22 protein-coding genes and 1 riboswitch are annotated in these 23886 nt (G+C 60.8%); of the genes, 7 read left to right on the top strand and 15 right to left on the bottom strand.

The window, feature by feature from the left end:
• The first annotated feature begins 6 nt into the window (after positions 1-6).
• Positions 7-804 (top strand): 3-methyl-2-oxobutanoate hydroxymethyltransferase, encoded by a 798-nt coding sequence (locus tag C5750_RS00605; protein ID WP_105731936.1) that lies wholly within the window; start codon positions 7-9, stop codon positions 802-804.
• Between the two features lie 4 nt (positions 805-808).
• Complete coding sequence (gene purU / locus C5750_RS00600; RefSeq protein ID WP_105731935.1) at positions 809-1705, top strand: formyltetrahydrofolate deformylase; 897 nt, start codon at positions 809-811, stop codon at positions 1703-1705.
• A 225-nt stretch (positions 1706-1930) separates the two neighbouring features.
• Here the strand turns inward: purU and C5750_RS00595 are convergent, their stop codons facing one another.
• From C5750_RS00595 to C5750_RS00525, 14 genes are all read right to left on the bottom strand, one after another.
• Positions 1931-3022 (bottom strand): FAD-binding oxidoreductase, encoded by a 1092-nt coding sequence (locus C5750_RS00595; protein WP_162800216.1) that lies wholly within the window; start codon positions 3020-3022, stop codon positions 1931-1933.
• Positions 3023-3029: 7 nt separating this feature from the next.
• Complete coding sequence (locus tag C5750_RS00590) at positions 3030-4274, bottom strand: aromatic ring-hydroxylating oxygenase subunit alpha (protein WP_105731934.1); 1245 nt, start codon at positions 4272-4274, stop codon at positions 3030-3032.
• Positions 4275-4400: 126 nt separating this feature from the next.
• Positions 4401-4599, bottom strand: a riboswitch (cobalamin riboswitch).
• Between the two features lie 111 nt (positions 4600-4710).
• Positions 4711-5421: a DUF1868 domain-containing protein gene (locus tag C5750_RS00585; protein WP_105731933.1), complete on the bottom strand. Its 711-nt coding sequence runs from the start codon at positions 5419-5421 to the stop codon at positions 4711-4713.
• A gap of 81 nt (positions 5422-5502) precedes the next feature.
• Positions 5503-6780 (bottom strand): L-fuconate dehydratase, encoded by a 1278-nt coding sequence (locus C5750_RS00580; protein ID WP_105731932.1) that lies wholly within the window; start codon positions 6778-6780, stop codon positions 5503-5505.
• Positions 6781-6819: 39 nt separating this feature from the next.
• Complete coding sequence (locus C5750_RS00575) at positions 6820-7665, bottom strand: fumarylacetoacetate hydrolase family protein (protein ID WP_105731931.1); 846 nt, start codon at positions 7663-7665, stop codon at positions 6820-6822.
• A gap of 166 nt (positions 7666-7831) precedes the next feature.
• Complete coding sequence (locus C5750_RS00570; RefSeq protein ID WP_105731930.1) at positions 7832-8566, bottom strand: SDR family oxidoreductase; 735 nt, start codon at positions 8564-8566, stop codon at positions 7832-7834.
• Positions 8567-8604: 38 nt separating this feature from the next.
• The gene (locus C5750_RS00565) at positions 8605-9054 is read right to left on the bottom strand and encodes a MaoC family dehydratase (RefSeq protein ID WP_105731929.1); all 450 of its coding nucleotides are present in this window, start codon (positions 9052-9054) and stop codon (positions 8605-8607) included.
• Positions 9055-10143, bottom strand: coding sequence for a Gfo/Idh/MocA family protein (locus C5750_RS00560; RefSeq protein WP_105731928.1), 1089 nt, complete (start codon positions 10141-10143; stop codon positions 9055-9057).
• Between the two features lie 195 nt (positions 10144-10338).
• Positions 10339-10668, bottom strand: a complete 330-nt coding sequence (locus tag C5750_RS00550) for an L-rhamnose mutarotase (protein ID WP_105731927.1) — start codon at positions 10666-10668, stop codon at positions 10339-10341.
• 4 nt (positions 10669-10672) lie between these two features.
• Complete coding sequence (locus C5750_RS00545; protein WP_105731926.1) at positions 10673-11785, bottom strand: mandelate racemase/muconate lactonizing enzyme family protein; 1113 nt, start codon at positions 11783-11785, stop codon at positions 10673-10675.
• 2 nt (positions 11786-11787) lie between these two features.
• Positions 11788-12885 (bottom strand): ABC transporter ATP-binding protein, encoded by a 1098-nt coding sequence (locus C5750_RS00540; RefSeq protein WP_105731925.1) that lies wholly within the window; start codon positions 12883-12885, stop codon positions 11788-11790.
• Positions 12886-12896: 11 nt separating this feature from the next.
• Entirely contained in the window at positions 12897-13763 is an 867-nt protein-coding gene (locus C5750_RS00535; RefSeq protein ID WP_105731924.1) for a carbohydrate ABC transporter permease, read from the bottom strand.
• A 1-nt stretch (position 13764) separates the two neighbouring features.
• Entirely contained in the window at positions 13765-14661 is an 897-nt protein-coding gene (locus tag C5750_RS00530) for a carbohydrate ABC transporter permease (protein ID WP_105731923.1), read from the bottom strand.
• 238 nt (positions 14662-14899) lie between these two features.
• On the bottom strand, positions 14900-16216 hold the full coding sequence (locus C5750_RS00525; protein ID WP_105731922.1) for an ABC transporter substrate-binding protein: 1317 nt from the start codon (positions 16214-16216) through the stop codon (positions 14900-14902).
• 166 nt (positions 16217-16382) lie between these two features.
• On the opposite strand from C5750_RS00525, the gene C5750_RS00520 reads away from it, so the two are divergent.
• From C5750_RS00520 to C5750_RS00500, 5 genes are all read left to right on the top strand, one after another.
• Entirely contained in the window at positions 16383-17186 is an 804-nt protein-coding gene (locus C5750_RS00520; RefSeq protein WP_374042760.1) for an IclR family transcriptional regulator, read from the top strand.
• A 17-nt stretch (positions 17187-17203) separates the two neighbouring features.
• Positions 17204-18037, top strand: a complete 834-nt coding sequence (locus tag C5750_RS00515; protein ID WP_105731921.1) for an amidohydrolase family protein — start codon at positions 17204-17206, stop codon at positions 18035-18037.
• A 135-nt stretch (positions 18038-18172) separates the two neighbouring features.
• A complete protein-coding gene (locus C5750_RS00510) occupies positions 18173-20017 on the top strand; it encodes a monovalent cation:proton antiporter-2 (CPA2) family protein (RefSeq protein ID WP_105731920.1) in 1845 nt (614 codons plus the stop codon).
• A gap of 26 nt (positions 20018-20043) precedes the next feature.
• Positions 20044-20595, top strand: a complete 552-nt coding sequence (locus tag C5750_RS00505; protein WP_105731919.1) for a DUF924 family protein — start codon at positions 20044-20046, stop codon at positions 20593-20595.
• A 343-nt stretch (positions 20596-20938) separates the two neighbouring features.
• Entirely contained in the window at positions 20939-22504 is a 1566-nt protein-coding gene (locus C5750_RS00500; protein ID WP_105731918.1) for a TerC family protein, read from the top strand.
• Between the two features lie 157 nt (positions 22505-22661).
• On the opposite strand, the gene zigA is transcribed toward C5750_RS00500, so the two are convergent.
• Entirely contained in the window at positions 22662-23882 is a 1221-nt protein-coding gene (gene zigA / locus C5750_RS00495; RefSeq protein ID WP_105731917.1) for a zinc metallochaperone GTPase ZigA, read from the bottom strand.
• Positions 23883-23886: the final 4 nt, after the last annotated feature.

The raw sequence follows: 23886 nt of genomic DNA, 5'->3' as shown, positions 1-23886 counted from the left end.
GACACCATGACCAGCAAACGCCCCACGGTGGCGGACATTCTCGCAATGAAGGGCCGCCGCCAGCTGACCATGCTGCGGGTCGAAACGCTTGAGGAGGCGGAAGCCGCCGAAAGGGCGCGGGTCGATATGCTGTCCGTGCCGCCGGCGCTGCTCTCGCCCGCCTTCCGCGATGCGGCGCCATCCTGCTTTGCCATTCCCGGCCTTGAATACGGCGATTTCGTCACGGCAGAGGATTACCTGCGCGCTGCCTTTGCCGCGCTGCGCGCAGGCGGCGATGCGGTCTATTGCGCCGCCAGCCTGTCAACCGTCCGGCGCATGCGCGATGAAGGCATTCCGGTCTGCGGCCATGTCGGTCTGATCCCGTCACAGGCGACCTGGACCGGCGGCTTCAAAGCTGTCGGCAAGACGGCGCAAAGCGCGCTCGATATCTGGCGCCAGACCAAGGCATTGGAAGAGGCCGGGGCCTTTGCCGCCGAAATCGAGGTGGTGCCGGTGGCGGTTGCCACGGCCATTTCCGGGCGGACGTCCCTGTTCATGATCTCCATGGGCGCTGGCGCCGGTTGCGACGCCCAATATCTTTTCGCCGAGGATATTCTTGGATCGAACCGCGGCCACTATCCGCGCCATGCCAAAACCTACCGCAACTTTTCCGCCGAATATGACCGCCTGCAGCAGGAAAGGGTCGCAGCCTTTTCCGAGTTTGTCGCAGACGTGCACGCAAAAAACTATCCGGCAGCCGAACATGTGGTTGGAATTGCGCATGACGAACTGGACCGTTTTCTCAAAGAGCTTCCTGGAGTTTGAACCGATGGATCATCAGTCCCCCACCCCGCCCGTTACCCGTCAGTCCTCCGGCTATACGCACGGCTTCGTCCTCACCCTGTCGTGCGAAGACAAGCCGGGGATCGTGGCATCGGTGACGACGGAGCTTGCGGGGCTGGATGCCAATATCGCCGAGAGCAACCAGTTCTGGGACCGCCAGACCAACCGCTTCTTCATGCGCATTGCCTTTGCCGCCTCGGAAGAAACCGCCAAGGACGATGTCGAGCGGGCCTTGAAGCCCGCCATCGAGCGCTTCGGCATGAAGACCACGCTCATCGACCAGGCCAAGAAGCCGAAGATCGTCATCATGGTGTCGAAGTTCGACCATGCGCTGTTGCACCTGATCTACCAGATCAAGGTCGGCTGGCTCGATGCCGAGGTCGCCGCCATCGTCTCCAACCACGAGGACAGCCGCCGCTTTGCCGAGCATGAGGGCATCCCCTACCATGTGCTGCCCGTGTCCAAGGACAACAAGACGGCGCAGGAGGAGGCGCTGCTGAAGATCGTCAAGGACACCGGCGCCGATCTCGTCATCCTCGCCCGCTACATGCAGGTGCTGTCGGACACCCTGTCCAAGCGGCTGTTCGGCAAGGTGATCAACATCCACCACTCCTTCCTGCCGAGCTTCAAGGGGGCAAAGCCCTATCACCAGGCGTTCGAGCGCGGGGTGAAGCTGATCGGGGCGACGGCGCATTATGTCACGCCCGATCTCGACGAGGGCCCGATCATCGAGCAGGAGACCGAGCGGGTCAGCCATGCCATGAGCGCGGAGGATTTCGTTGCCACCGGCCGCGACATCGAGAGCCGGGTGCTCGCCCGCGCCGTCAAGAAGCACCTTGAATCCCGCGTCATGCTCAACGGCCACAAGACCGTGGTGTTTTAGGCAGGGGAATTGAGCCCTGTCTATCTCCCCCCTTGCGGGGGAGAAAGCGATTTCTGGCACTTAGCCCTTGCTAAGTGCCAGAAATCGCAAGAGAGGGGGCAAGTATGATGAGGCGGATTAATCCCCTCACTTGGATTTTCTAAGGATTTAGCAAAGAGGCTAAATCCAAGAAAATCCGTTCTCTCCCTCAAGGGGAGAGATAAGTGCCAGCATGCGATCAGCCTCTCAGGCCTCGATCTCCACATTGCCGAGGGGCTTGGTGCAGCAGGCGAGCACAAATCCCTCGTCGATTTCTTCATCGAGAATACCGCCATTGTGATCCATTTCGGATTTCCCCGACAGTTTCATCACCTTGCACGTGCCGCACAGGCCGGATTCGCAGGCCGCCGCAATGCGGATACCGGCGCCGCGCGCCGCCTTGAGGATCGTATCCCCCGGCATGCAGGGCACATCCATGCCCGACATGGAAAAGGTGATCGTCGCCGATGCTTCCACGGCGTCGGTGGACATCACGTCAAATGCGGGCAGCACCGGCTCTGCAGCCGGACCGAAGCTTTCCTGATGATACCGCGCCATGTCGAAACCGCCGGCTTCGAGCATGTCGCGCACATCGCGCATGAAACCCTCCGGACCGCAGCAGAAGATCGTCCTGTCCTTGAAATCGGGCGACAGCAGCGGCAGCTTGGGCGCTTCCAGCCGCCCGCGAATGCCGGTCCACACCTGCCCCATCTCGTGTTCCTTGATCAGAAACGACAGTTTCAGGTTGGGCATGCAGCCGGTGAGGTATTCGAGTTCCCGCCGGAAGATGATGTCGCTGGGCCGGCGGGCGCAGGTGACGAAGCTGATATCGCTCTGCGGGGCGCAATCATGCATCCAGCGGGTCATCGACATCATCGGCGTGATGCCGGACCCGGCCGAGATGAACAGGTACTTTTCTCCCGGATGCCTGCGCATGGAGAAATCGCCGAGCGGACCGAAGGCTTTCAGCCGCATGCCCGGGGTCAGATGATCCAGCATCCAGCGGGTGCCGATGCTGTTCTCCTGCGCCTTGACCGTCACGGCAATGGTGAAGGGCCGTGACGGGCTGGAGGACAGCGTATAGGTGCGCAGGACGGCTTCGGGCTGCACCGGCAGCTCGAAGGTCATGAACTGGCCCGGCTCGTAGCGGAACCAGTTCTGATTGTCGGAACGGAATGTGAAGGTCTTCACATTCGGCGCTTCCTCGATGATCGACAGACACTCCAGCAGATGCAGCCGGTCATTCCACGGCTGCATCTGGTCGAGGTGCGGGTAAGACTGAGGAACGCCCATGTTCATTGTGTACCTATGCTACCTTGCTGAGCCGCGTATCGCCGCCGGAAAGACGCTCTTCCATGAACCTGCAGTACCATTCGAGGAATTGCAGCACGCCGCCTTCATGCTCGGGCGAATAGGGTCCGGGCTCATAGGCGGGCGAGCGGATGCCGAAGGCGTTTTCCTCAACGATGCGGCGGTCCTGGTCATTGGTCTCAAGCCAGACATGCGTCAGTTCTTCGATGGTGTAGTCCACACCCTCGACCGCATCCTTGTGCACCAGCCATTTGGTGGTGACCTGCGTTTCATCCGGGCTGAGCGGCAGCACGCGGAAGGAAATGGCATGGTCGCCGAGCACATGGTTCCATGTGGTCGGATAGTGGAACAGCAGCAGCGAGCCGATCTGCTTCTCGTTGACGCTGTTGCTGAGCTGACGGCCGACGGCGCGGCGCCCGCTCATCGTATAGCTTTCCGCATCACGCAGAAGCGGCACGCGGGTGGCGCGGTACTGGCCGTCATCCGACATGCGGAACGCGCTTGGGAGGCCTGCCGCTTCGCAACGCTGCCAATGGGCGGCGATTTCCGGATCGTCGGCGGCGCCCTGGACACCGCTCACGCTCGGCGCTTCCGGGAAGGTCTTGCACAGTTCAGGATGATTGGCCACGCAGTGGTAGCATTCGCGGTTGTTTTCCCAGACCAGCTTCCAGTTACCCTTCTCGACGATGGTGCTCTGAAAGGCGACCTTGGTTTCGGTGAGGTGGTGCGGTGCGAGATAGGGTTCGATCAGTGCGCGCGCCGCGCTGAAATCGACAGGATTCTGCGCCAGGCAGATGAAGATGTAACCGCCGACGCTTTCGCACGGCACCGGTTTCAAGCTGTGCTGGCTGGCGTCGAAATCATCGCCCATCTGGCGGGCGAACAGCAGGCGCCCGTCAAGCTCGTAGGTCCACTGGTGATAGGGGCAGACGAGCTTTGCCGACGTACCGCGCTCGGCCGAACAGACGCGCGAGCCGCGATGGCGGCAGGAATTGTGGAAAGCCCGGATCTGGCCCTGGCGGTCACGCACAATGACAACGGGATAGTCGCCGACCTGCACCGTGAAAAAATTGCCCGGCTTGGCGACTTCGCAATCATGGCCGATGAACAGCCAGTCGCGATAAAAGATGTTCTCCATGTCCAGCCGGAAATAATCCGGATCGGAGTAGAAGGCCTGTTCAAGGCCGTAGCCCGGTTTCCGGTTTCTCAGGTCCCGGAGCAGTTCGTTGCGTATATCCATGTCGTGTCCTCGCCTCGATGTTGCGAAAGAACTGACTGGTGGTGACGGAGGAAGAACGCCTGCGCGGCCGGCCACCGGCCGATACCCGTGCAGAATCATGCTCCTTGATCGCCCACCGCGATCAGTCGGTTTTCATGTCCCGAGGCTGGTTTCCGGGCTCTGGAGTTGCCGTATCGGCTGTCACGACGCCTTCCCGGATTGTGGCCCAGTGGCTGTTATGCCGTGTTTCACTCCACTACCGTTGCGGGGGCAGCGCCGGGTTTCCGACCGGCTTCCCAATTCTCCGCTTCCCTAGAAAAGCGGCACCTCAAGTGCCCCGATAAAAGCATCCGCCACCCAAAAAGAATAGGTGCGGAAACGACATCGCATTTACGTAAGACGACACGTAGGGTGCCTGTACACTATGTCGCAGATTGGCGATCAAACGGCCACTGGTTCAATCCAGAACCACCAGTTCCTCGAAATGATTCATATCGGCGAAACTGCAGAATGCCGGCGGATTGAGTGCAATGACCGGCGATTCACGCCGGATGAATGCTAGGCAATCATCCAGAAGTTCCTGCCAGGCCCCGAGCCTCTCATCGGGAAAACGCGCGATGGGATAGGCCAGCGTGACATGGAAGACATAGGTGTCGTGATCAGGATGCCGGTAACCGAACGGCACGGCCAGTTCGTCGCGCCAGGCGCGCATGATGCGCTCGTCATATTCGCTCGCTCCCGCCACGGTGAGGCCGGCGGGCGTCACGTCGATCACCTCGACGTTGAACGGTCCGCAGCCCTCGAAATCCTGCAGGCGATCCACGTAAAGCCGCGTCATCTCGTCGATGCTTGTCTCCAGCGGAACGTCATCGGGCCAGTAGGACGGGCGGCGGCGATATTCTATAATCCCCTGAAACAGCGTCATGTGCAGGCTGGAGACGGGGGTAAAGGCCAGCTGCCCGGCATCGGGCATTGCCAGCATCCGTTCGCGCACCGCAATGACCGAGGCTTCCGACTCAGAACCCTTCACCAGATGGCAGACCACCGTATTGCCGGGTTCCGGCTGAAAGACGCCCGCACTGTTGTAGCGCCTGCCGAGATGCACTGGCGGTTCCGTGTGCAGGCTGGCGGCAAAGCGGGCAAGCGAAGGCTTGATCAGATCGAGCATGGGAACTCCGTGACGAGAGACGACAATGCAATCGCCATAGGACAGCTCTTTGTCAGGCAGATGAAGCCCCCGCCCATTTTGCTATGGCCGGTAGAGATATTCCTCGATCGACGCCTGTTTCATTTCAATCGAGAAACCCGGCAGCGACGGCGGCATATAGGCGGCATCCCGGATGTGGCAGGGATCGACAAAATGCTCATGCAGATGATCGACATATTCGATCACCCGGCCCTCCTTCGTGCCTGACACGGCGATGTAATCGATCATCGACAGATGCTGCACATATTCGCAAAGGCCGACACCGCCCGCATGCGGCCAGACGGGCAGTTCATATTTGGCGGCAATCAGCAGCACGGCCAGCACTTCATTGAGGCCGCCCATCCGGCACGAATCGATCTGCACCACATCGATGGCGCCTTCGGCAATGAACTGCTTGAACATGATGCGGTTCTGGCACATCTCGCCGGTCGCGACCTTCACAGGCTTGATCGCCTGCCGGATCTTGCGGTGGCCCGCCACGTCATCCGGGCTGGTCGGCTCCTCGATGAAGAACGGCTTGACGAAGGCAAGCTTGTTGACCCAGTCGATGGCCTCGCCCACTTCCCAGACCTGATTGGCATCGATCATCAGGATACGGTCCGGCCCGATCACCTCGCGGGCAATGGTCAGGCGGCGGATATCGTCTTCAAGATCGCGGCCGACCTTCATCTTGATGTGATTGAAACCGGCATCGACCGCTTCCTGGCAGAGGCGGCGCAGCTTTTCATCGGAATAGCCGAGCCAGCCTGCCGAGGTGGTGTAGCAGGGATAACCTTCCGCCTGCAGTGTGGCGATCCGTTCCTTCTTGCCGCTCTCCGCCTTGCGCAGGATGGCGAGTGCGTCCTCGCGCGTCAGCACGTCAGTGAGGTAGCGGAAGTCGACGATATCGACGATTTCTTCCGGCGTCATTTCGCCAACCAGCTGCCAGACCGGCTTGCCCGCTTCCTTGGCAAGCAAGTCCCAGACCGCATTGACCACTGCGCCCGTTGCCAGATGCATCGCGCCCTTGTCCGGCCCGATCCAGCGCAACTGGCTGTCGCCGGTGATGAAGTGCCAGAAACGGCCGGGATTTTCCTTCACCCAGTCCAGTTCCAGCCCGACGACGAGATGCTTCATCGCTTCAATCGCCAGGCAGCAGATTTCATTGCCGCGGCCGATGGTGAAGGTCAGCCCATGCCCGGACAAAGCCGTGTTGTCCGTATCGAGGATGACATAGGCGGCGGAATAATCCGGGTCCGGGTTCATGGCGTCCGATCCATCCAGGCTCTGCGAGGTGGGAAAGCGGACGTCAAAGACGCGAAGATCGGTAATGCGGGTCACAATATGCCTCTTGATTGATGTTGCGGGCCAGACGCCAACTCAAATGTCGGCGCGTGCCACCTGTTTCTGGGTGCCAAGACCGTCAATGCCCAGCTCGATCACGTCGCCCGCCTTGAGGTAGCGCGGCGGCTTCATGCCCATGCCGACACCGGGCGGTGTTCCGGTCGAGATGATGTCGCCGGGATGCAGCGACATGAACTGGCTGAGATAGGAGACGAGGAAGGCAGCGCCGTAGACCATGGTTTTCGTGGAACCGTTCTGCATGGTCTCGCCATTGACCTTCAGCCACATGCCAAGATTTTGCGGGTCGGCCACCTCGTCCTTGGTCACCAGCCACGGGCCTGTCGGCCCGAACGTGTCGCAGGATTTGCCCTTGGTCCATTGCCCTGCCCGCTCCGTCTGGAAGGCGCGCTCGCTGACATCGTGCACGGTGCAGTAACCGGCGACGTAATCCAGCGCCTCGGCTTCATCAACATATTTTGCCGTGCGGCCGATGACGATGCCAAGCTCGACTTCCCAGTCGGTCTTTTCCGAACCGCGCGGAATGACCAGGTCGTCATTCGGGCCTGATATGGCCGATGTGGCTTTCATGAAAATGACCGGCTCCGGCGGCACGGCCATGCCGGATTCCGCCGCATGATCCGCATAATTCAGACCGATGCAGATGAATTTTCCGGTTCCGGCAACGCAGGGGCCGAGGCGCGGATTGCCGCCAACGGCAGGCAGGCTCTCTAAATCCAGCGCCGACAATTTTGCCAGCGCTTCCGGGTCGAGCACGGCCCCGGCAAGATCGCTCACCACGCCTGAAAGATCGCGGATGTGCCCCTTGGCATCCAGCACGCCGGGCTTTTCCTGTCCCGGTTCGCCATAACGTAGAAATTTCATCGTCTGTTCCTTCCGATTGCATGGGAGGAGGCTTCTGACAATTCATCCTGATGAGGAAGCTGGTGCGGTTTTCGAGAACCGGAGCGCAGTGGACATTTTCGTCCATGAGCACCGGAAGCGCAGAAAATCGCATCAGATGCCCATCAGGGTGGATTGGCAAAGTCTCCTAGACGGTCCAGCCGCCATCGATGTTGTAGGCCTGCCCCGTCGTGTAGGTCGCACCGGCGAGATAGACGGCAAGGTCGGCAATTTCCTCCGGCAGGCCAAGACGGCCCATCGGCTGGCGGGCAATGAAAGCCGCGCGTGCGGCCTCATAGTCGCCGCCCGCCCGCATGCGTTGTTCCAGCGACGGGCTTTCCACCGTGCCGGGGCAGATCGCGTTGCAGCGGATGCCCTGCGTGATGTATTCGGCCGCCACCGATTTGGTCAGGCCGAGCACCGCCGCCTTGGTAACTCCATAGGCGAAACGGTTCGGTACGCCCTTCACGCTGCTGGCAACCGACGACATGTTGATGATCGCGCCATCGCCGCGTTCGATCATGCCGGGCAGCACGGCGCGGATCGTCCGGATCATCGCCCGGACATTGAGATCGAGGGCGAAATCCAGATCTGCATCGGGCATTTCAAGGATCGAGCCGCCATGCACGAAACCGGCACAGTTGAAGAGCACGTCAATCGGACCGATCTCTCCGGCAACCTGATTGACCTCTTCGGTTTTCAGCACATCCAGCTTGCGTGGTTTGATCCCCGCCTCTTTCGGCAGCGCATCGAGCAATTGCTGGTTGATGTCAGTGGCATGGACGATTGCGCCTTCGCGCGCAAAAGCCAGCACCGATGCGCGGCCGATGCCCTGCCCTGCCGCTGTGATCAAAACCCGCTTGCCTGCAAGCTTACCTGTCATTTCAAACCTCCATTTGGCACATTGAGGTGCCCGTCATATCAATTTGTTCTGCGCTCGGCGATCAAGATATGGTCGGCTGCGAGCACGACTTCATCGCGTTGGTTGAGAACCTCGCAGCGCTCGACCACGCGCCCGCTTCCCGGGCGTTTCGGATCGTCTTCCTTGGCGCTGATGGTCACGCGCGTGCGGATGGTGTCGCCGATAAAAACAGGCCGCACGAAACGCAGGCGGTCATAGCCGTAGGAGAACGCCACCGGATTGATCAGGCTGGCGGTGAGGCCGACACCGATGGAAAAGATCATTGTCCCATGCGCAACCCGCTGGCCGAACGGCGTGGTCTTGGCAAATTCGACATCCATATGGTGCGGGAAGAAATCGCCGGTGTGACCCGCATGCACGACGAAATCGGTTTCGGTGATCGTGCGGCCCGTCGTGGTGCGCACGTGGCCGATGGCATAATCCTCGAAATAGATGGCCTGTTCCGACATTCACGCCTCCGGCTTTTGCGCCAGCGGCGTTGCCGGCGCCGCACTTGATTGATAGGCGGCCTCGACCAGCGCCATGGTATGCCAGGCGTCTTCGACCGAACTGACCAGCGCGGTGTCCTCGCCGCTGGCGAAGCGCTGCAGATTGGCCATGCGTCCGACAAAGGCATCGGGGAACCATGCGCCCTGCAGCGGAACATTGATCCAATCGGAGCCGCCCTTCGGATAGATCATCAATTCGTCCGGCTCCCCGCGCGGATAGTCGAGATTGACCCCGAGCTTGACATAGGCAGCGCCTTCGGTGCCGCTGATGCGGAACTCGCAGGCCTGAAACCTGCGCCCGAATTTGTGGTCATGATTGATCGACAGCGAGCAGCGCACCCGATCGCCATAGTCGAGAATGGCGCTCGTGCGTGTCTGCGCCACCGCATGGCCGGGGTGCCCCAGTGTCTTCGCGTGCACGCCCAGCGGATTGCCGAGAATCGCGCGGATCACATCGATGTAGTGGATCGAATGCATGGCGATCTCGACACGCGGCAGACCGTTGAGAAACGGCCATAGCGACCATGGCGTGTCCAGCGCCAGCCAGGCATCGAAATCGATGACCTCGCCCAGCCAGCCCTGTGCGATCGCATCTTTCAGCGCCAGCATCATCGGGGCGAACCGCAGCTGGAAATTGACGGCGGCGGTGATGTTGCGCTCCCGGCAGATCCTAAGAATTTCCGTGGCCTGGGCAAGATCGCTGCCCATCGGTTTCTGGATCAGGGCGAAGGAACCCTCCGGCAGGGCTTTCAGCACATCCGCATGGCGTGCAGGCGGCGTGGCCAGATCGTAGATGGCATTTTCCACGGCCGTGGCTTCCGCCAGCGATGCATAGGCAGCCACATTCCATTCAGCGGCGATTTTCGCCGCCTTCGCCTGATCGGGATCGAACAGACCGGCGATGGGAAAGCCGCCTTTCCGGTAGGCCGGATAATGCGCATCGCCGACGATGCTGCCCGCACCGAAGGTCACGATGGGGCGCGGCTTCGCCGGAAGCGGCCAACTCTGCTGCAGGGTGGATGGATTGAAGGGTTTTGCAGGTGTTTGCACGCTTCAGATACCCCCCTCTGTCCTGCCGGACATCTCCCCCACAAGGGGGGAGATCACATCGGCATGAACACTTTTGCACAACAGGACATGTTTCAATTTTTGCGAAGACGGCAATGCAGGCTGATCTCCCCCCTTGTGGGGGAGATGGGCGGCAGCCCAGAGGGGGGTGAAAGGAGGCTTGTTCATTTATATTCCTCAATCCAGATGGAAGACTTCATCCATCATCGCCCACCATTCGCCCGGCGCCCGCGTTGCCAGCGGCACCTGGCACGGCATGCAGACAGCCCACCATTCCTTGTTTTTGGGATCGGCAGCCATACGGGCCATGTCAGCCGCAAAATCCGTGCCGTGATATTCCCACGTGCCGAACAGGATATTCTCCGGCTCGCGCAGAAAGATCGTGTAATTGCGGATATTGCAGCTTGAGATGAGCGCCAGGATTTCCGGCCAGACGGCCGCGTGCAGGCGCTTGTATTCCGCCACCCTGTCACCGTTCAGTCCGATCATCATGCCCATGCGCTGCATCAGCCTAGCTCCGGATTTCCGTGGTGAATTCATCAATGCTGCGTGCCTTCACCGCATCCCAGTCCCAATCGATGCCGATGCCGGGTTCGGACGGCGCAATGGCATGGCCGTCTTCGATACGCATCTGTGTCTGTGTCAGATCATCCAGCTGCGGGATATATTCGACATACCTGCCGTTCTGGACCGCGCAGGTGAGGCTGACATGCAGCTCCATCAGGAAGTGCGGGCAGACCGGCATGTCAAAACTTTCCGCCGTATGCGCCACTTTCAGCCAGGGTGTGATCCCGCCGATACGGCCCACATCCACCTGCACGATGGAACAGGCGCGCTTCTGCATATATTCGCGGAAATGCCGGATCGAATAGAGCGATTCGCCGACGGCAACCGGCGTCTGCGTCGCCGCGGACAGGCGCACATGGCCGTCGATATCGTCAGCCGGCAGCGGCTCTTCCAGCCAGGCGAGGTCGATATCGCGCAGCACCTGCGAGCGCCTGATGGCCTCATCCAGCGTAAAACCCTGATTGGCATCGGTCATGATCTCGAAACCCGCACCCACCGCAGCGCGCACCGCCGACAGCCGGTCGAGGTCTTCAGAGCCGTGCGGACGGCCGATCTTCACCTTGGCACCCTTGAAACCCTTGGCTTTCGCCTGCAAGGCATCATCCACCAGCGCCTGTTTTTCAATGTGCAGCCAGCCGCCTTCGGTTGTGTAGAGCGGGCAGCGGTCTTTTGCCCCGCCCGCCAGTTTCCACAAAGGCAGGTTCTGCTTCTTCGCCCGTAGATCCCACAAAGCGATATCGATAGCGGCGAGCGCAATCGCGGTGATCGCCCCAATGGTTGTCGCGTGGGTTGCAAATTCAAGCTCGCGCCAGATCGCCTCGATCTGGTCCGCATCCCTGCCGAGCAGGCGCGGCACCAGATGATCCGACAAAAGCCGCATCACCGAGGAGCCGCCGGTGCCGATCGTATAGCTGTAGCCGGTGCCGGTAGCGCCATCGCTGTCGGTGATGGTGACAATCGGCGTTTCCTGCGAAACAAAGCTCTGGATGGCATCGGTCCGCAGCACTTTCGGCGGCAGGTCGACCATCCGCAATTCGACACGTTCGATTCTGGCCATGGTCAGCTCCGCAGGGTTTTGCCGGTTTCAGCCGAGAAGAGATGCGCCTGCGACAGGTCGAAACTCAGCTTGATGGTCTCACCCGCCGCGAGCGGGCGCGGATTGAGCATGCGCGATACCCATTCCTTTTCGCCCAGCGTGATGAACACCAGCGTCTCGTTGCCGAGCGGTTCGGTGATCGAAACCGGCAGCGACAGCTCGTGCACATCCGTCGCTTCGCCGGAACTCAGGCCATGGCCGGTCGGATAGATATCGTCGGGACGCAGGCCGAAGACGACCTTTTCGCCCGCAACCACCTTGTTGCGGAATTCGAGCGGCAAAGGCAGGCTCTGCCCGCCCTTCAGCACCAGCCTGCCGCCATCGACCGTGGCTTCATTGAGGTTCATCGGCGGCGAACCGATGAAACCCGCGACAAAGCGCGTGGCCGGACGCTTGAACACTTCTTCCGGCGTGCCGACCTGCTCGATATGACCGTCCCGCATGATGACGATACGGTCGGACAGCGTCATGGCCTCGACCTGATCGTGGGTCACGTAGATCATGGTCGCCTGCACCTTGGCGTGCAGCCGCTTGATTTCGGTGCGCACCTGCGTGCGCAGCTTGGCGTCGAGATTGGACAGCGGCTCGTCGAACAGGAACACTTCCGGCTTGCGCACGATGGCGCGGCCCATGGCCACACGCTGGCGCTGGCCGCCGGAGAGCTGGGACGGACGGCGATCCATGTATTTTTCCAGATCGAGAATGGCAGCCGCTTCATTGACGCGCTGGTCGATCTCCGCCTGCGGCACTTTGCCGATCTTCAGCGAAAAACCCATATTCTCGCGCACGGTCATATGCGGATAGAGCGCATAGGACTGGAACACCATCGAGATGTTGCGGGCGCGCGGCGGCAGGTCGTTGACCGGCTTGCCGCCGATTTCAATGACGCCGTCGCTGATGTCTTCCAGCCCGGCAATCATGCGCAGCGTCGTCGACTTGCCGCAGCCGGACGGCCCGACCAGCGCGATGAATTCGCGGTCCTTCACCTCAAGATCAATGCCGTGGACAACATCCACGCTGCCGTAGCGCTTGACCAGCTTTTTCAGGGTTACGGGTGCCATTGGGAGAGCCTTTAACCTTTCACCGCGCCGAACGTCAGTCCGGACACCAGATGCTTTTGAATGATGAATGTGAGTGTCAGCGCCGGCACGATCATGACCACGGCGAGCGCGCACATGCCGCGCCAGTCAATGGTGAATTCCGACGTGTAATCGAGCAGCCCGACAGGCAGCGTCTTCGAATTGACCGAGCGGGTGATCTGCGAGGCCAGCGCATATTCGTTCCACGAGGTCAGGAAGGCGAAAATGCCTGCCGAGGCGATACCCGGACCCGCCAGCGGAAACTCCACCTGCCAGAATGCCTGCCAGCGCGTGCAGCCGTCGATCTGCGCGGCCTCGGCCAGATCCTTCGGCACCTGGCGGAAGAACCCGTCGATCAGCCAGATGGTGAAGGGCACGTTGAGCGCCACATAGATCAGGATCATGGAAAAATGCGTATCGATGATGCCGAGCCGGGCAAAGATCATGAACAGCGGCAGCGACAGCGCGATGCCGGGAACCGCGCGCGTCAGCATGAAGCCGAGGAAGACCGCCGACTTGCCCTTGAACTTGTAGCGGGCAAAGGCGTAGCCGCCCGCCATGCCGATAATGAGCGCAATGATGGTCGAGGTGATCGAAATGATCAGCGAATTGCGGAAATACTCCCAGACCGGAATGCCGCCCTGCCCGGCGCCGCCGAACATGGCGCGGTAGGCATCGAGCGAAATATCCTGCGGAATCCACACGGGCGGCTTGGCCATGATCTCGACGGTCGGGCGGAGCGAATTGAGGACGATCCACAGGCCCGGCAGGCAGATGACCAGCATGGCCAGGAACAGGCCGACGAGATGCAGGACTTTCAGGCCGCGGCGCTTGAGACGATGTGCGTTGTTCTGATCCATCTTACCACTCCGCTCCGATCTGCTGGCGCGCCGCGGCGAGCTTTCTGAAGAAATACACGGTGAACAGGATGGAGAGCAGGATCGAAATATAGGCCATGGCATTGGCCATGCCCATGCGCGCATCACTGTAGGCGGTGCGGCCGACCAGCGTCCACAACAGTTCCGTGCGCTTGGCCGGGCCGCCATCGGTCATGATCTTGACGATGTCATAGGCGCGCGCCACGTCGAGCGAGCGGATGGTCATGGCGATCATGGCGAAGGGCATGAGGTAAGGCCAGGTGACATAGCGGAAGGTCTGCCACGGCGTGCAGCCATCGACACGCGCGGCTTCCACGGGCTCCTGCGGCATGGCGAGCAGGCCCGCCAGGATCAGGATCGCGAAGACCGAGGTCGAAGACCAGATTTCCGCGACAATGATCGAGAACAGCGCCAGATTGCCGTCGATCAGCCACGGGATGGCCGATGTGGTTATCCCCAGCGACTGCAGCACATTGTTGACGAAGCCGATATTGTCATTGAACAGGAATTTGAACTGAAAGCCGACGAGCACCGGTGAGAACATCATCGGGAACATCATCAGCGTGCGCAACAGACGCTGGCCGCGCGTGGCCTTGTTGACCAGCATGGCAAGACCGAGACCCAGGAACATTTCAGCATTCAGAGCGATGGTCAAAAGCAGAACCGTCCGCCCGAACGCCGTCCAGAATTCCAGGCTGGTCAGCGCGCTCACATAGTTGCGGAAGCCGATGACAACCCAGATCGTCTCGGGTTTCGTCAGCCGGAACGGCGTGAAGCTGGAGTAGAGCGAAAACAGCAGGGGCAGGACGATGACGGCAGCCAGAACGATAATGGCGGGCAGCAGCAGGAGCGTCGGCGCTGATAATTTGGGAAATTTCATCTGGAATATGGGCCTTTTAATCTCTGCTCTCGGGTAAGTGTCATGCATCACCCCCCTCTGGGCTGTCGCCCATCTCCCCCACAAGGGGGGAGATCACATCGACATCAACACTTTCGCTTTTATTGCAACATCTCAGGACTATTCGAAACCACGGTGAAGGCTGATCTCCCCCCTTGTGGGGGAGATGTCCGGTAGGACAGAGGGGGGTAGATATTCAATGCCCCGCCTCCCAACCGCATCAAAGCTTGCCGGCATCCTTGAGAATATCGGTTGCCTTCTGGGCAGCGGTGTCGAGCGCTTCCTTGGAGGTCTTGTCGCCAAGGATGGCGGCCTGCAGCTCCGGATAGACCGCGTTGGAAATCTCGATCCATTCGGCCAGCGGCGGAACCGGGAAGGCATTCTTCGCCGCTTCCTGGAAAGCCGCCAGAACCTCCGTCTTGTACGGATCGCTCTTGGCCTGATCGATATCCCAGGCCCAGACCGCCGTGCGGGTCGGCAACGGTCCGGCCTTGGCTTCCAGCTTCTGGCTGTCTTCATTGGTCAGCCACCAGACGAGCGACGCGGCGGCGTCCTTGTTGGCGCAGGCTTCCGTGACCGAGAAGCCGTGGCTGCCGGACCAGCCGGTGCGCTTGCCCGACGATCCCGCCGGTTGAACCTTGACGCCGACATTGCCGGCAACCTTTGAGGACTTCGGATCATTGAAGAAGCTTGCCCAGCCCGGCCAATCCAGATTGATGGCGATGGAGCCGGAGGCAAAGCCCTGGCCGAGATCGTCCCACAGATAGTTGGTTGTACCGGCGGGAACGGCCTTGGCCTTGTAGAGATTGACGAACCAGTCGAGCGCCTTGATGCCCGCGGCCGAATTGAAGGCGGGCTTGCCGTCCTTGTCGATGTACTCGCCGCCCTCGGCAACCAGCATTTCATAGAAGCGGCCATTGATCGCCTCTTCCTTGCCGGCAAATTGCGTGCCGTAGAAATCCGGCGCCTTGGTGAAGAACAGCGCCTGATCCGTCACCTGCTGCCAGGTATCGGGCGGTGTCAGCTCATAGCCATACTTGGCCTTGAAGGCCGTCTTGTTGGCTTCGTCGGCATAAATGCTCTTCTGGTAGTACAGCGCGGAAACGTCGAACTGCGCGCGCGGCAGCATCACCAGCTTGCCGTCGAGGGTCGAGGCCTTGATGTTGGCCGGCACGAAAGCAGCGACTTCCGCCGCCGGTATCAGCGGTGTCAGATCCGTATAGATGCCCGGATATTGCGGCGCAAAGGATGAATGGTTCGAACCGACGCACCACTTCAGGCTGCCCGAAGCGATATCCGACTTGATCTCCTTGTCGAGTTCGAAGTGATTCTTCTTGGACAGGATGTTGACCTTGGCGCCGGTCAGCTTCTCCCATTCGCCGATACGCTCATACAGCGGCTCATATTGCTGGCCGCCGATCAGTTTGGCGTCGATGGTGACGCCCGCGAACTTGCCCGGCAGCTCGGCGCCAAAGGCAAGGCTTGTGCTCAAAAGCGCAATAGCGCCGGCCGAAACACTGGCTAGCAGGTTTTTCATGCAGTTCCTCCCAACATCCAGAGTGCCGCCTCCCGGCACTTTTCTTCACCCATATATGGGCGTGTCATTCATATACAAACATTTACAGACTTGACCGTCAAGCGCGGAAACGCTTTCCTATGAAGATAATCTTCGTATATGCATTGGGTGAAATGAGGGGATAACCATGTTGGAAGAAGACGACAGCGACCGGTATCGCGCCCCGGCACTCGACAAGGGACTGGACATTCTCGAGCTGCTTTCGGGCATTGATGGCGGCCTCACCCAGGCGGAAATTGCCAAGCATCTTGGCCGCAGTCCCAATGAGTTCTACCGCATGCTCGACCGGCTGGTCCGGCGCGGCTATGTCACCCGGCTCGAGGGCGACCGCTATTCCCTGACCCTGAAACTCTTCGGACTTGCTCAGCTGCATGCCCCGGTTCGCCGGCTCGCCTCCTATGCCACGCCGCTGATGCGCGATCTTGCGGTCCTGACCAAGCAGGCCAACCAGCTCAGTGTGTTTGACCGCGGCGCGGCCGTCGTCATTGCCCAGCAGGAGGCACCGGATTATTGGGGCATTTCCATCCGCGTCGGCTCGCATATCAGCCTCTTCAACACCGGCTCCGGTCATGTGCTTCTGGCGTTCCGCTCGGATGAGGAACGCGCCATGATGATTGCCGAATATGAAAAACATGCCGACGACATTGCCCAGCCGGCGGATTTTCGCGAGCGGCTCGACCATATCCGTGCGCGCGGCTATGAGATCATGCCCAGCGCCCAGACCGCAGGCGTCTACAATATATCCGCGCCAATCCTGGGACCCGATGGGCGGTCCATCGCGGCCCTGACCTGCCCCTATATCAAGCTCCTGAACATCCCCGACGCGCCGGACGTTGATCAGGCGCGCGAAATGCTGGTGACGACAGCACACAAACTCTCCGAGCTTGCGGGCGCGGATGTCATCCATTCCAGCGTTGTGCGCCACGCGTGAACGGGAGCAGATCAGGCATGTTCATCGATACACACCTTCATCTCATCGACCAGTCGGCCCTGCATTATCCTTGGCTTGCCGGTGTCGAGGCACTCAACCGGGATTTTCTCTACGGCGAATATGCGCTGCAGGCGCAGCGGGCCGGAATTACCCGGGCGCTGCACATGGAAGTGGATGTGACCCCATCCGAAATCCAGACCGAAATTGACTACGTCGCGGGCCTTTCGAAGGGTGAAGGCAGCCTGATTGCCGGGGCGATTGCCGCCTGCCGCCCGGAAGAGGCCGGTTTTTCCGCCTACCTTGAACGCCAGCGGGCCAACCCGTTCGTCAAAGGCTTTCGCCGCATCCTGCACACCATGCCGGACGATCTGTCGGAGAGTTCCCTCTTCCGCGACAATATCCGGCGTATGGGCGGATCGGGCCTGACCTTCGATCTGTGCGTGCTGCCGCGCCAGACGGACCGGGCGATCACACTGGTTGATCTTGCTCCCGATGTGACCTTCATCCTCGATCATTGCGGCGTGCCTGACATCAAGGGCGATGATTTCGCCGTCTGGCGCGGCGGGATCACCGAGATCGCCAAACGCCCCAATGTCATCGCCAAGATTTCCGGCATCGTTGCCTATGCCGATGCGCAATGGCAGGCGGAAACGCTCAAACCCTATGTGCACCACGTCATCGGCAGTTTCGGCTGGGACCGGATTGTCTGGGGCAGCGACTGGCCGGTCTGCACGCTGGGCGGCGGCCTTGCCACATGGATCGCCGCCACGCACGCACTGGTTTCGGGATGCAGCGAAAGCGAAAAGACCAAACTGTTTTCCGGTAATGCCGAGCGGGTGTGGACGCTTTAGGCGTTGGTTCACCTTCACCCCCTCTGGCAGGGCAGAGGGGGGTGATAAACCATCCGCAAGCTCAAATCCCTTGCCTGCCAGGCCCCGGCGCTTTACCTCTGGTCACCAGCAGCACAACCAATGGCGGGAGATACAATGGCAGCGGAGCTTCACGGACCAGACCTTCTCAGTGCCGTCGTGCTTTTGGGAGCAGGCGTTGTCGCCGTGCCCGTTTTCAAGCGGCTGGGACTTGGCTCCGTCCTCGGCTATCTCGCCGCCGGTCTGGTGATCGGGCCTTTCGGCCTTAAATTCTTCTCGGACCCGCAGACGATCCTGCACGTCGCCGAACTTGGCGTCGTCATGTTCCTCTTCATCATCGGCCTTGAGATGCAGCCCTCCCGGCTCTGGGGCTTGCGCAAGGAGATTTTCGGCCTTGGCGCCCTGCAGGTCGGCGTTTGTGCACTCCTGCTCACCGGGGTTGGCATCGCCACCGGCTTTCCCGTCGCCATATCCTTCGTCGCCGGTGCCGGTTTCGTCCTGACGTCGACGGCCATCGTCATGCAGCTGCTGGAAGAGCGCGGCGAGATATCGAGCACCAAGGGCCAGCGCATGGTCTCGATCCTGCTGCTGGAAGACCTTGCCATCGTGCCGCTTCTCGCGCTCGTCGCCTTCCTCGCGCCCATCGCCGCCACCGATGCGCCGCCGTCTGGCCTGCGCTGGATGGATATCGGCATTGGTGTCGGCGCGGTCGTCGGCCTCATCGTCGCCGGCCGTTACCTGCTCAATCCCCTCTTCCGTTTCCTTGCCCAGTCGCGGGCACGCGAGGTCATGACCGCCGCCGCGCTCCTCGTCGTGCTCGGCGCCGCGCTCGTCATGCAGGTCAGTGGCCTCTCCATGGCGATGGGCGCTTTTCTTGCCGGTGTGCTCCTGTCCGAATCCACCTTCCGGCATCAGCTTGAAGCCGATGTCGAACCGTTCCGCGGCATCCTGCTCGGCCTGTTCTTTCTCGCCGTCGGCATGTCGCTGGACCTGAGCGTCGTCACCGCCAACTGGCGCAGCGTGCTGTTCTACGTCGCCGCCTTCATGGTGGTGAAGGGCATCGCGATCTATATCGTCGCCCGCCTGATGCGCTCGTCCCACACGGAAGCGCTGGAGCGCGCCGTCGTGATGGCGCAGGGCGGCGAATTTGCCTTCGTGCTCTATTCCACCGCCACCTCGGTCGGCATTCTCGATGGCCGCGCCAATGCCATGCTGACGGCCATCATCATCATCTCCATGGTGCTCACCCCGATCGCCATCATCGGCCTGCGCTATATCCTGCCGCGCGAAAAACAGTCGCTCGATGGCGTCGATGTCGCGGAAGGCCTGTCGGGCAGTGTCCTCGTCATCGGCTTTGGCCGGTTCGGCCAGATCGCCAGCCAGCCTCTGCTGATGCGCGGCGTCGATGTCTCGATCATCGACAATGACATCGAAATGATCCAGGCGGCAGCCGAATTCGGCTTCAAGGTCTATTACGGCGACGGCACGCGTCTCGATATCCTGCATGCCGCCGGTGCAGGCCGCGCGCAGGCCGTCCTCATCTGCGTCGACAAGCCTGACACCATTCTCGCCATCGCCGAGCATATCAAGGCGGAATATCCGCTTGTGCAGGTCTATGCCCGCTCCTTCGACCGCGGCAACACGCTGGCGCTGATCAAGGCCGGCGTCGAGTATCAGATCCGCGAAACCTTCGAGTCCGCTTTGTCATTTGGCGAGAACACGCTGATCGGCCTCGGCGTCGCGCCAGAGGAAGCGGCGGAGATCATCGGCGACGTGCGCCAGCGTGATGCCGAACGCCTCGACCTGCAGCTTGCCGGCGGCATCCATGCCGGCAATGACCTGATGAAGGGCAATGCACCGGTTCCAGGACCCTTGGTCAAGCCACGGCAATCCGGCCGGGCTCTGAGCGAAGAAACCGCCCGCGTGCTGCCGGCGGCGCAAACCGCCGACAGTGCAAACTGATTGCAACCACCATGGAAGGACAAGCAATGGCTGAAACCGATCAGGCGATCATCGACGGTATTGTCGGCTTCTGGCGCAAGGCCGGTGCCGACGCTTGGTTCAAGAAGGACGCGGCGTTTGACGAAACCTTCCGCCAGACCTTTCTCGACAGGCATTTCGCCGCCGCCCGGCGCGACTACGATCACTGGATCGAGACCGCCGATGGCGCGCTGGCATTGATGATCCTGCTTGACCAGTTCCCGCGCAATTGCTTTCGCGGCACCGGTCATATGTATGCAACGGACTCGCTGGCACGCCATTACGCCGGAGAGGCGCTGGAAAGAGGCCACGATCTTGCCCTCGAGCCGTCCGTGCGCGGCTTTCTCTATCTGCCCTTCATGCATTCGGAAGATATCAATGAGCAATTGCGCTGCGTGAAGCTTTACACCGCATCGGCCCCGAGCCAGCTCGAATGGGCCGAAGATCATTACAATATCATCCGCCGGTTTGGCCGGTTTCCCCACCGCAACGCCATTCTCGGGCGGAAATCCACGCCGGAAGAACAGACTTTCCTCGATGCGGGCGGCTTTGCCGGGTAGGCGGATTTCCTGCCCCGCTGCCGAATTTTCGCCACATCCTCTTGAACGCAGCCGTGCAGACTGCCATTATAAGCGCACCTGGCACCCGTAAATTTCACCAATGACGCCAGTCAAACAGGGACTGACCGCGCCTCGATGCCGGACGAACAATCTGAAGAGCCTCCAAGTCCGGACTTGCGAAGCAAGCTGACTCTGCCCGTGCAGCGTCAGCAACAACTCCCGTTTATCTCCCTAAAATTCGATTTGGCCTGCGTTGCGGGCGGATGTGCGCTGGCTTTCCCAGCCGCATCCGCACGCCATGCCGCGCACTGACCCGTATCTCTTAGAAGGAACCGACTTCCCAATGGAATGGATTGCCGACCCCAATGCCTGGATTGGTCTCGCCACGCTGATCGTGCTCGAGATCGTACTCGGGATCGACAACCTCGTCTTTATCGCCATCCTTGCGGACAAGCTGCCGCCGAGCCAGCGCAACCGCGCGCGCATCGTCGGCCTGTCCCTCGCCCTCATCATGCGCCTGGCACTGCTCGCTTCCATCTCCTGGGTGGTCACGTTGACCACGCCGCTTTTCAGCGTGGCGGGTTTCGGTTTCTCGGGGCGCGACCTCATCCTGATTGTCGGCGGCCTGTTCCTGCTGTTCAAGGGCACCATGGAGCTGCACGAGCGCCTTGAAGGCCATATGTCCGCCAAGGAATCCAATGGTGTCCATGCGGTCTTCTGGCAGGTCATCGCCCAGATTGTCGTGCTCGACGCCGTCTTCTCGCTCGACAGCGTGATTACCGCCGTCGGCATGGTGAAATATCTGGAAGTCATGATGATCGCCGTCGTCATCGCCGTGGGCGTGATGATGCTGGCCTCCAAGCCGCTGATGGCCTTCGTCAGCCGTCATCCGACCGTTGTGATCCTCTGTCTCGGCTTCCTCATGATGATCGGCTTCAGCCTGATCGTCGAAGGCTTCGGCTTCCATATTCCGAAGGGCTATCTCTACGCCGCCATCGGCTTCTCCGTGCTCATCGAAGCTGCCAATCAGGTTGGACGGCATAACCGCGACAAGCGCATCACCACGATGGATCTGCGTGACCGCACGGCAGGCGCGGTGCTGCGCCTTCTGGGCGGCGGCCGGACCGGCGATGCCAGCCACCACTCGGATGCGCTGGATGTGATTGCCGAGCAGACAGCCGCCGGCGAAGTCTTCCATCCGGAAGAAAAGGAAATGATCCGCGGCGTACTCGACCTGGTGGAGCGTCCGGTGCGCTCCATCATGTCGCCGCGCAACGAGGTCGAATGGCTTGATCTTGATGAAACCAACGAGGAACTGCTGGCGGAAATCCGCACGCTCTCCCATAGCCGCGTGGTCCTCGCCCGGGGACGGGTCGATGAATTTGTCGGCGTCGCCCTGACCAAGGACCTGCTGTTCGCCATTCTCGACGGCGGCAAGATCGACTGGGACAAGGTCACCCGCCAGCCGCTGATCCTGCATGAAAATGCCAATGTCCTGCGCGTCATGGAGCAGTTGCGCGGCACGACGGTGCAGATGGCGATTGTTCTCGACGAACATGGCTCATTCGAGGGCGTCGTCACGCCAACAGACATTCTTGAGGCCATTGCCGGCGACTTCCCGGACGAAGGCGAGGAAAGCCCGATCCTCGAGCGGTCGGAAGACGGCAGCATGGTGGTGGACGCCTATATCGACATCCGCCGCCTCGGCGGTCTGATCGAACGCGATCTCGTCGATGACGGCGACCGCTACACGACGCTGGCCGGTTACATCCTGTGGAATCTCGGCCACATCCCGGCCCAGGGCGAAAAGCTGAAAGTCGATGATTACGCGTATGAAATCGTCGAGATGGACGGCCGCAACATCGGCAAGGTGCGGATTTCGCCCACGGAGACGGCGGCTTATATTTGATCCTGCCCAAAAATATTCCCGCCCCGGCTGACCCCGGGACGGGAATGAGGCATCGCCCGTCAACACGACGCGATGGATTTGGCCAATGGTCCCAACGGTGTGATCGTCGTGTTTATCGTGCGACGCGCAAGCGATAACCCGATCAATCCGGCCAAAATCAGGCGGCCTGCCGCGCCCAGCTGGGAAATGGGTCGAACAGGTCCTCCCATTTACCCGGCGTGAACGCCTCCGCATCCACCAGGCACGCGTCCAGTTGCGCCCGCAGATGCACTTCGTTCATCGGATCGACTCCGATGAAGACAATCTCCTGCCGCCGGTCGCCCCAGACCTTGTGCAGGTAGGGTTTCATGGATTTCAGCCATTTCGGATGCTCCGGCCAGCGGTTGCGCGGGATCGACGACCACCACAGGCCGCGTTTTTCCGCACGCACCAGCGCACCCGCCTGGCTCAGTTCGCCGACGTAATCCGGCCGCGTCGCCAGCCAGAAGAATCCCTTCGATCGGATGACGCCGGGCCAGTTCTTGTCGAGAAAGGCCTGGAATTTCTGCGGATCGAACGGGCGCCTCTCGCGATAGACGAAGGAGCGGACGCCATATTCCTCGGTCTCCGGCACATGATCGGCAAAGCCGTTCAGTTCCTTGAACCAGAGCGGGTGCTCCTGCGCCCTGTCAAAGTCGAACAGGCCGGTATTGAGCACCTCGCCCAGCGGCACGTCGGCGAAATCCGTCTCGATCAGCTTGGCATCGGGGTTGAGTGCCCGGATGATTTTGCGCGCCAGATCGCGGTCATACAGGGACGAGTCGGAAATCTTGTTGAGGATGATGACATCGGCGAATTCGATCTGGTCGACCAGCAGGTCCACCAGCGTCCGGTTGTCCGCATCGCCGAGCGATTCACCCCGGTCCTTCAGGAAATCCGCCGAGGCGTAGTCCTTCAGGAGATTGGCCGCATCGACCACGGTCACCATGGTGTCGAGTTTTGCCACATCGGAGAGGCTGCGGCCGTTCTCGTCGCGGAAATCGAAGGTCGACGCCACGGGCAAGGGTTCGGAAATGCCGGTCGATTCGATCAGGAGGTAGTCGAAGCGATCCTGTCTGGCCAAGGCTTCCACCTCCTGCAGCAGATCATCGCGCAGGGTGCAGCAGATGCAGCCATTGGTCATTTCGACCAATTGCTCATCCGTGCGCGACAGGTTGGCGCCGCCGTCACGTACAAGCGCGGCATCGATATTCACCTCGCTCATATCGTTGACGATGACGGCAACGCGCCGCCCCTCGCGGTTGTTGAGAATATGATTGAGCAGGGTCGTCTTGCCGGCTCCGAGGAACCCCGAGAGAACCGTGACCGGAAGGCGGCTGGGTATGGCTGTGTTGTGCATGGCT

Origin of the sequence: Phyllobacterium myrsinacearum (genome assembly GCF_002980555.1) — a bacterium.
Taxonomy (GTDB): Bacteria; Pseudomonadota; Alphaproteobacteria; order Rhizobiales; family Rhizobiaceae; genus Phyllobacterium; species Phyllobacterium myrsinacearum.
Note: the sequence above shows the minus strand (reverse complement) of the source record. Positions and strands in the feature narration are given on the sequence as shown.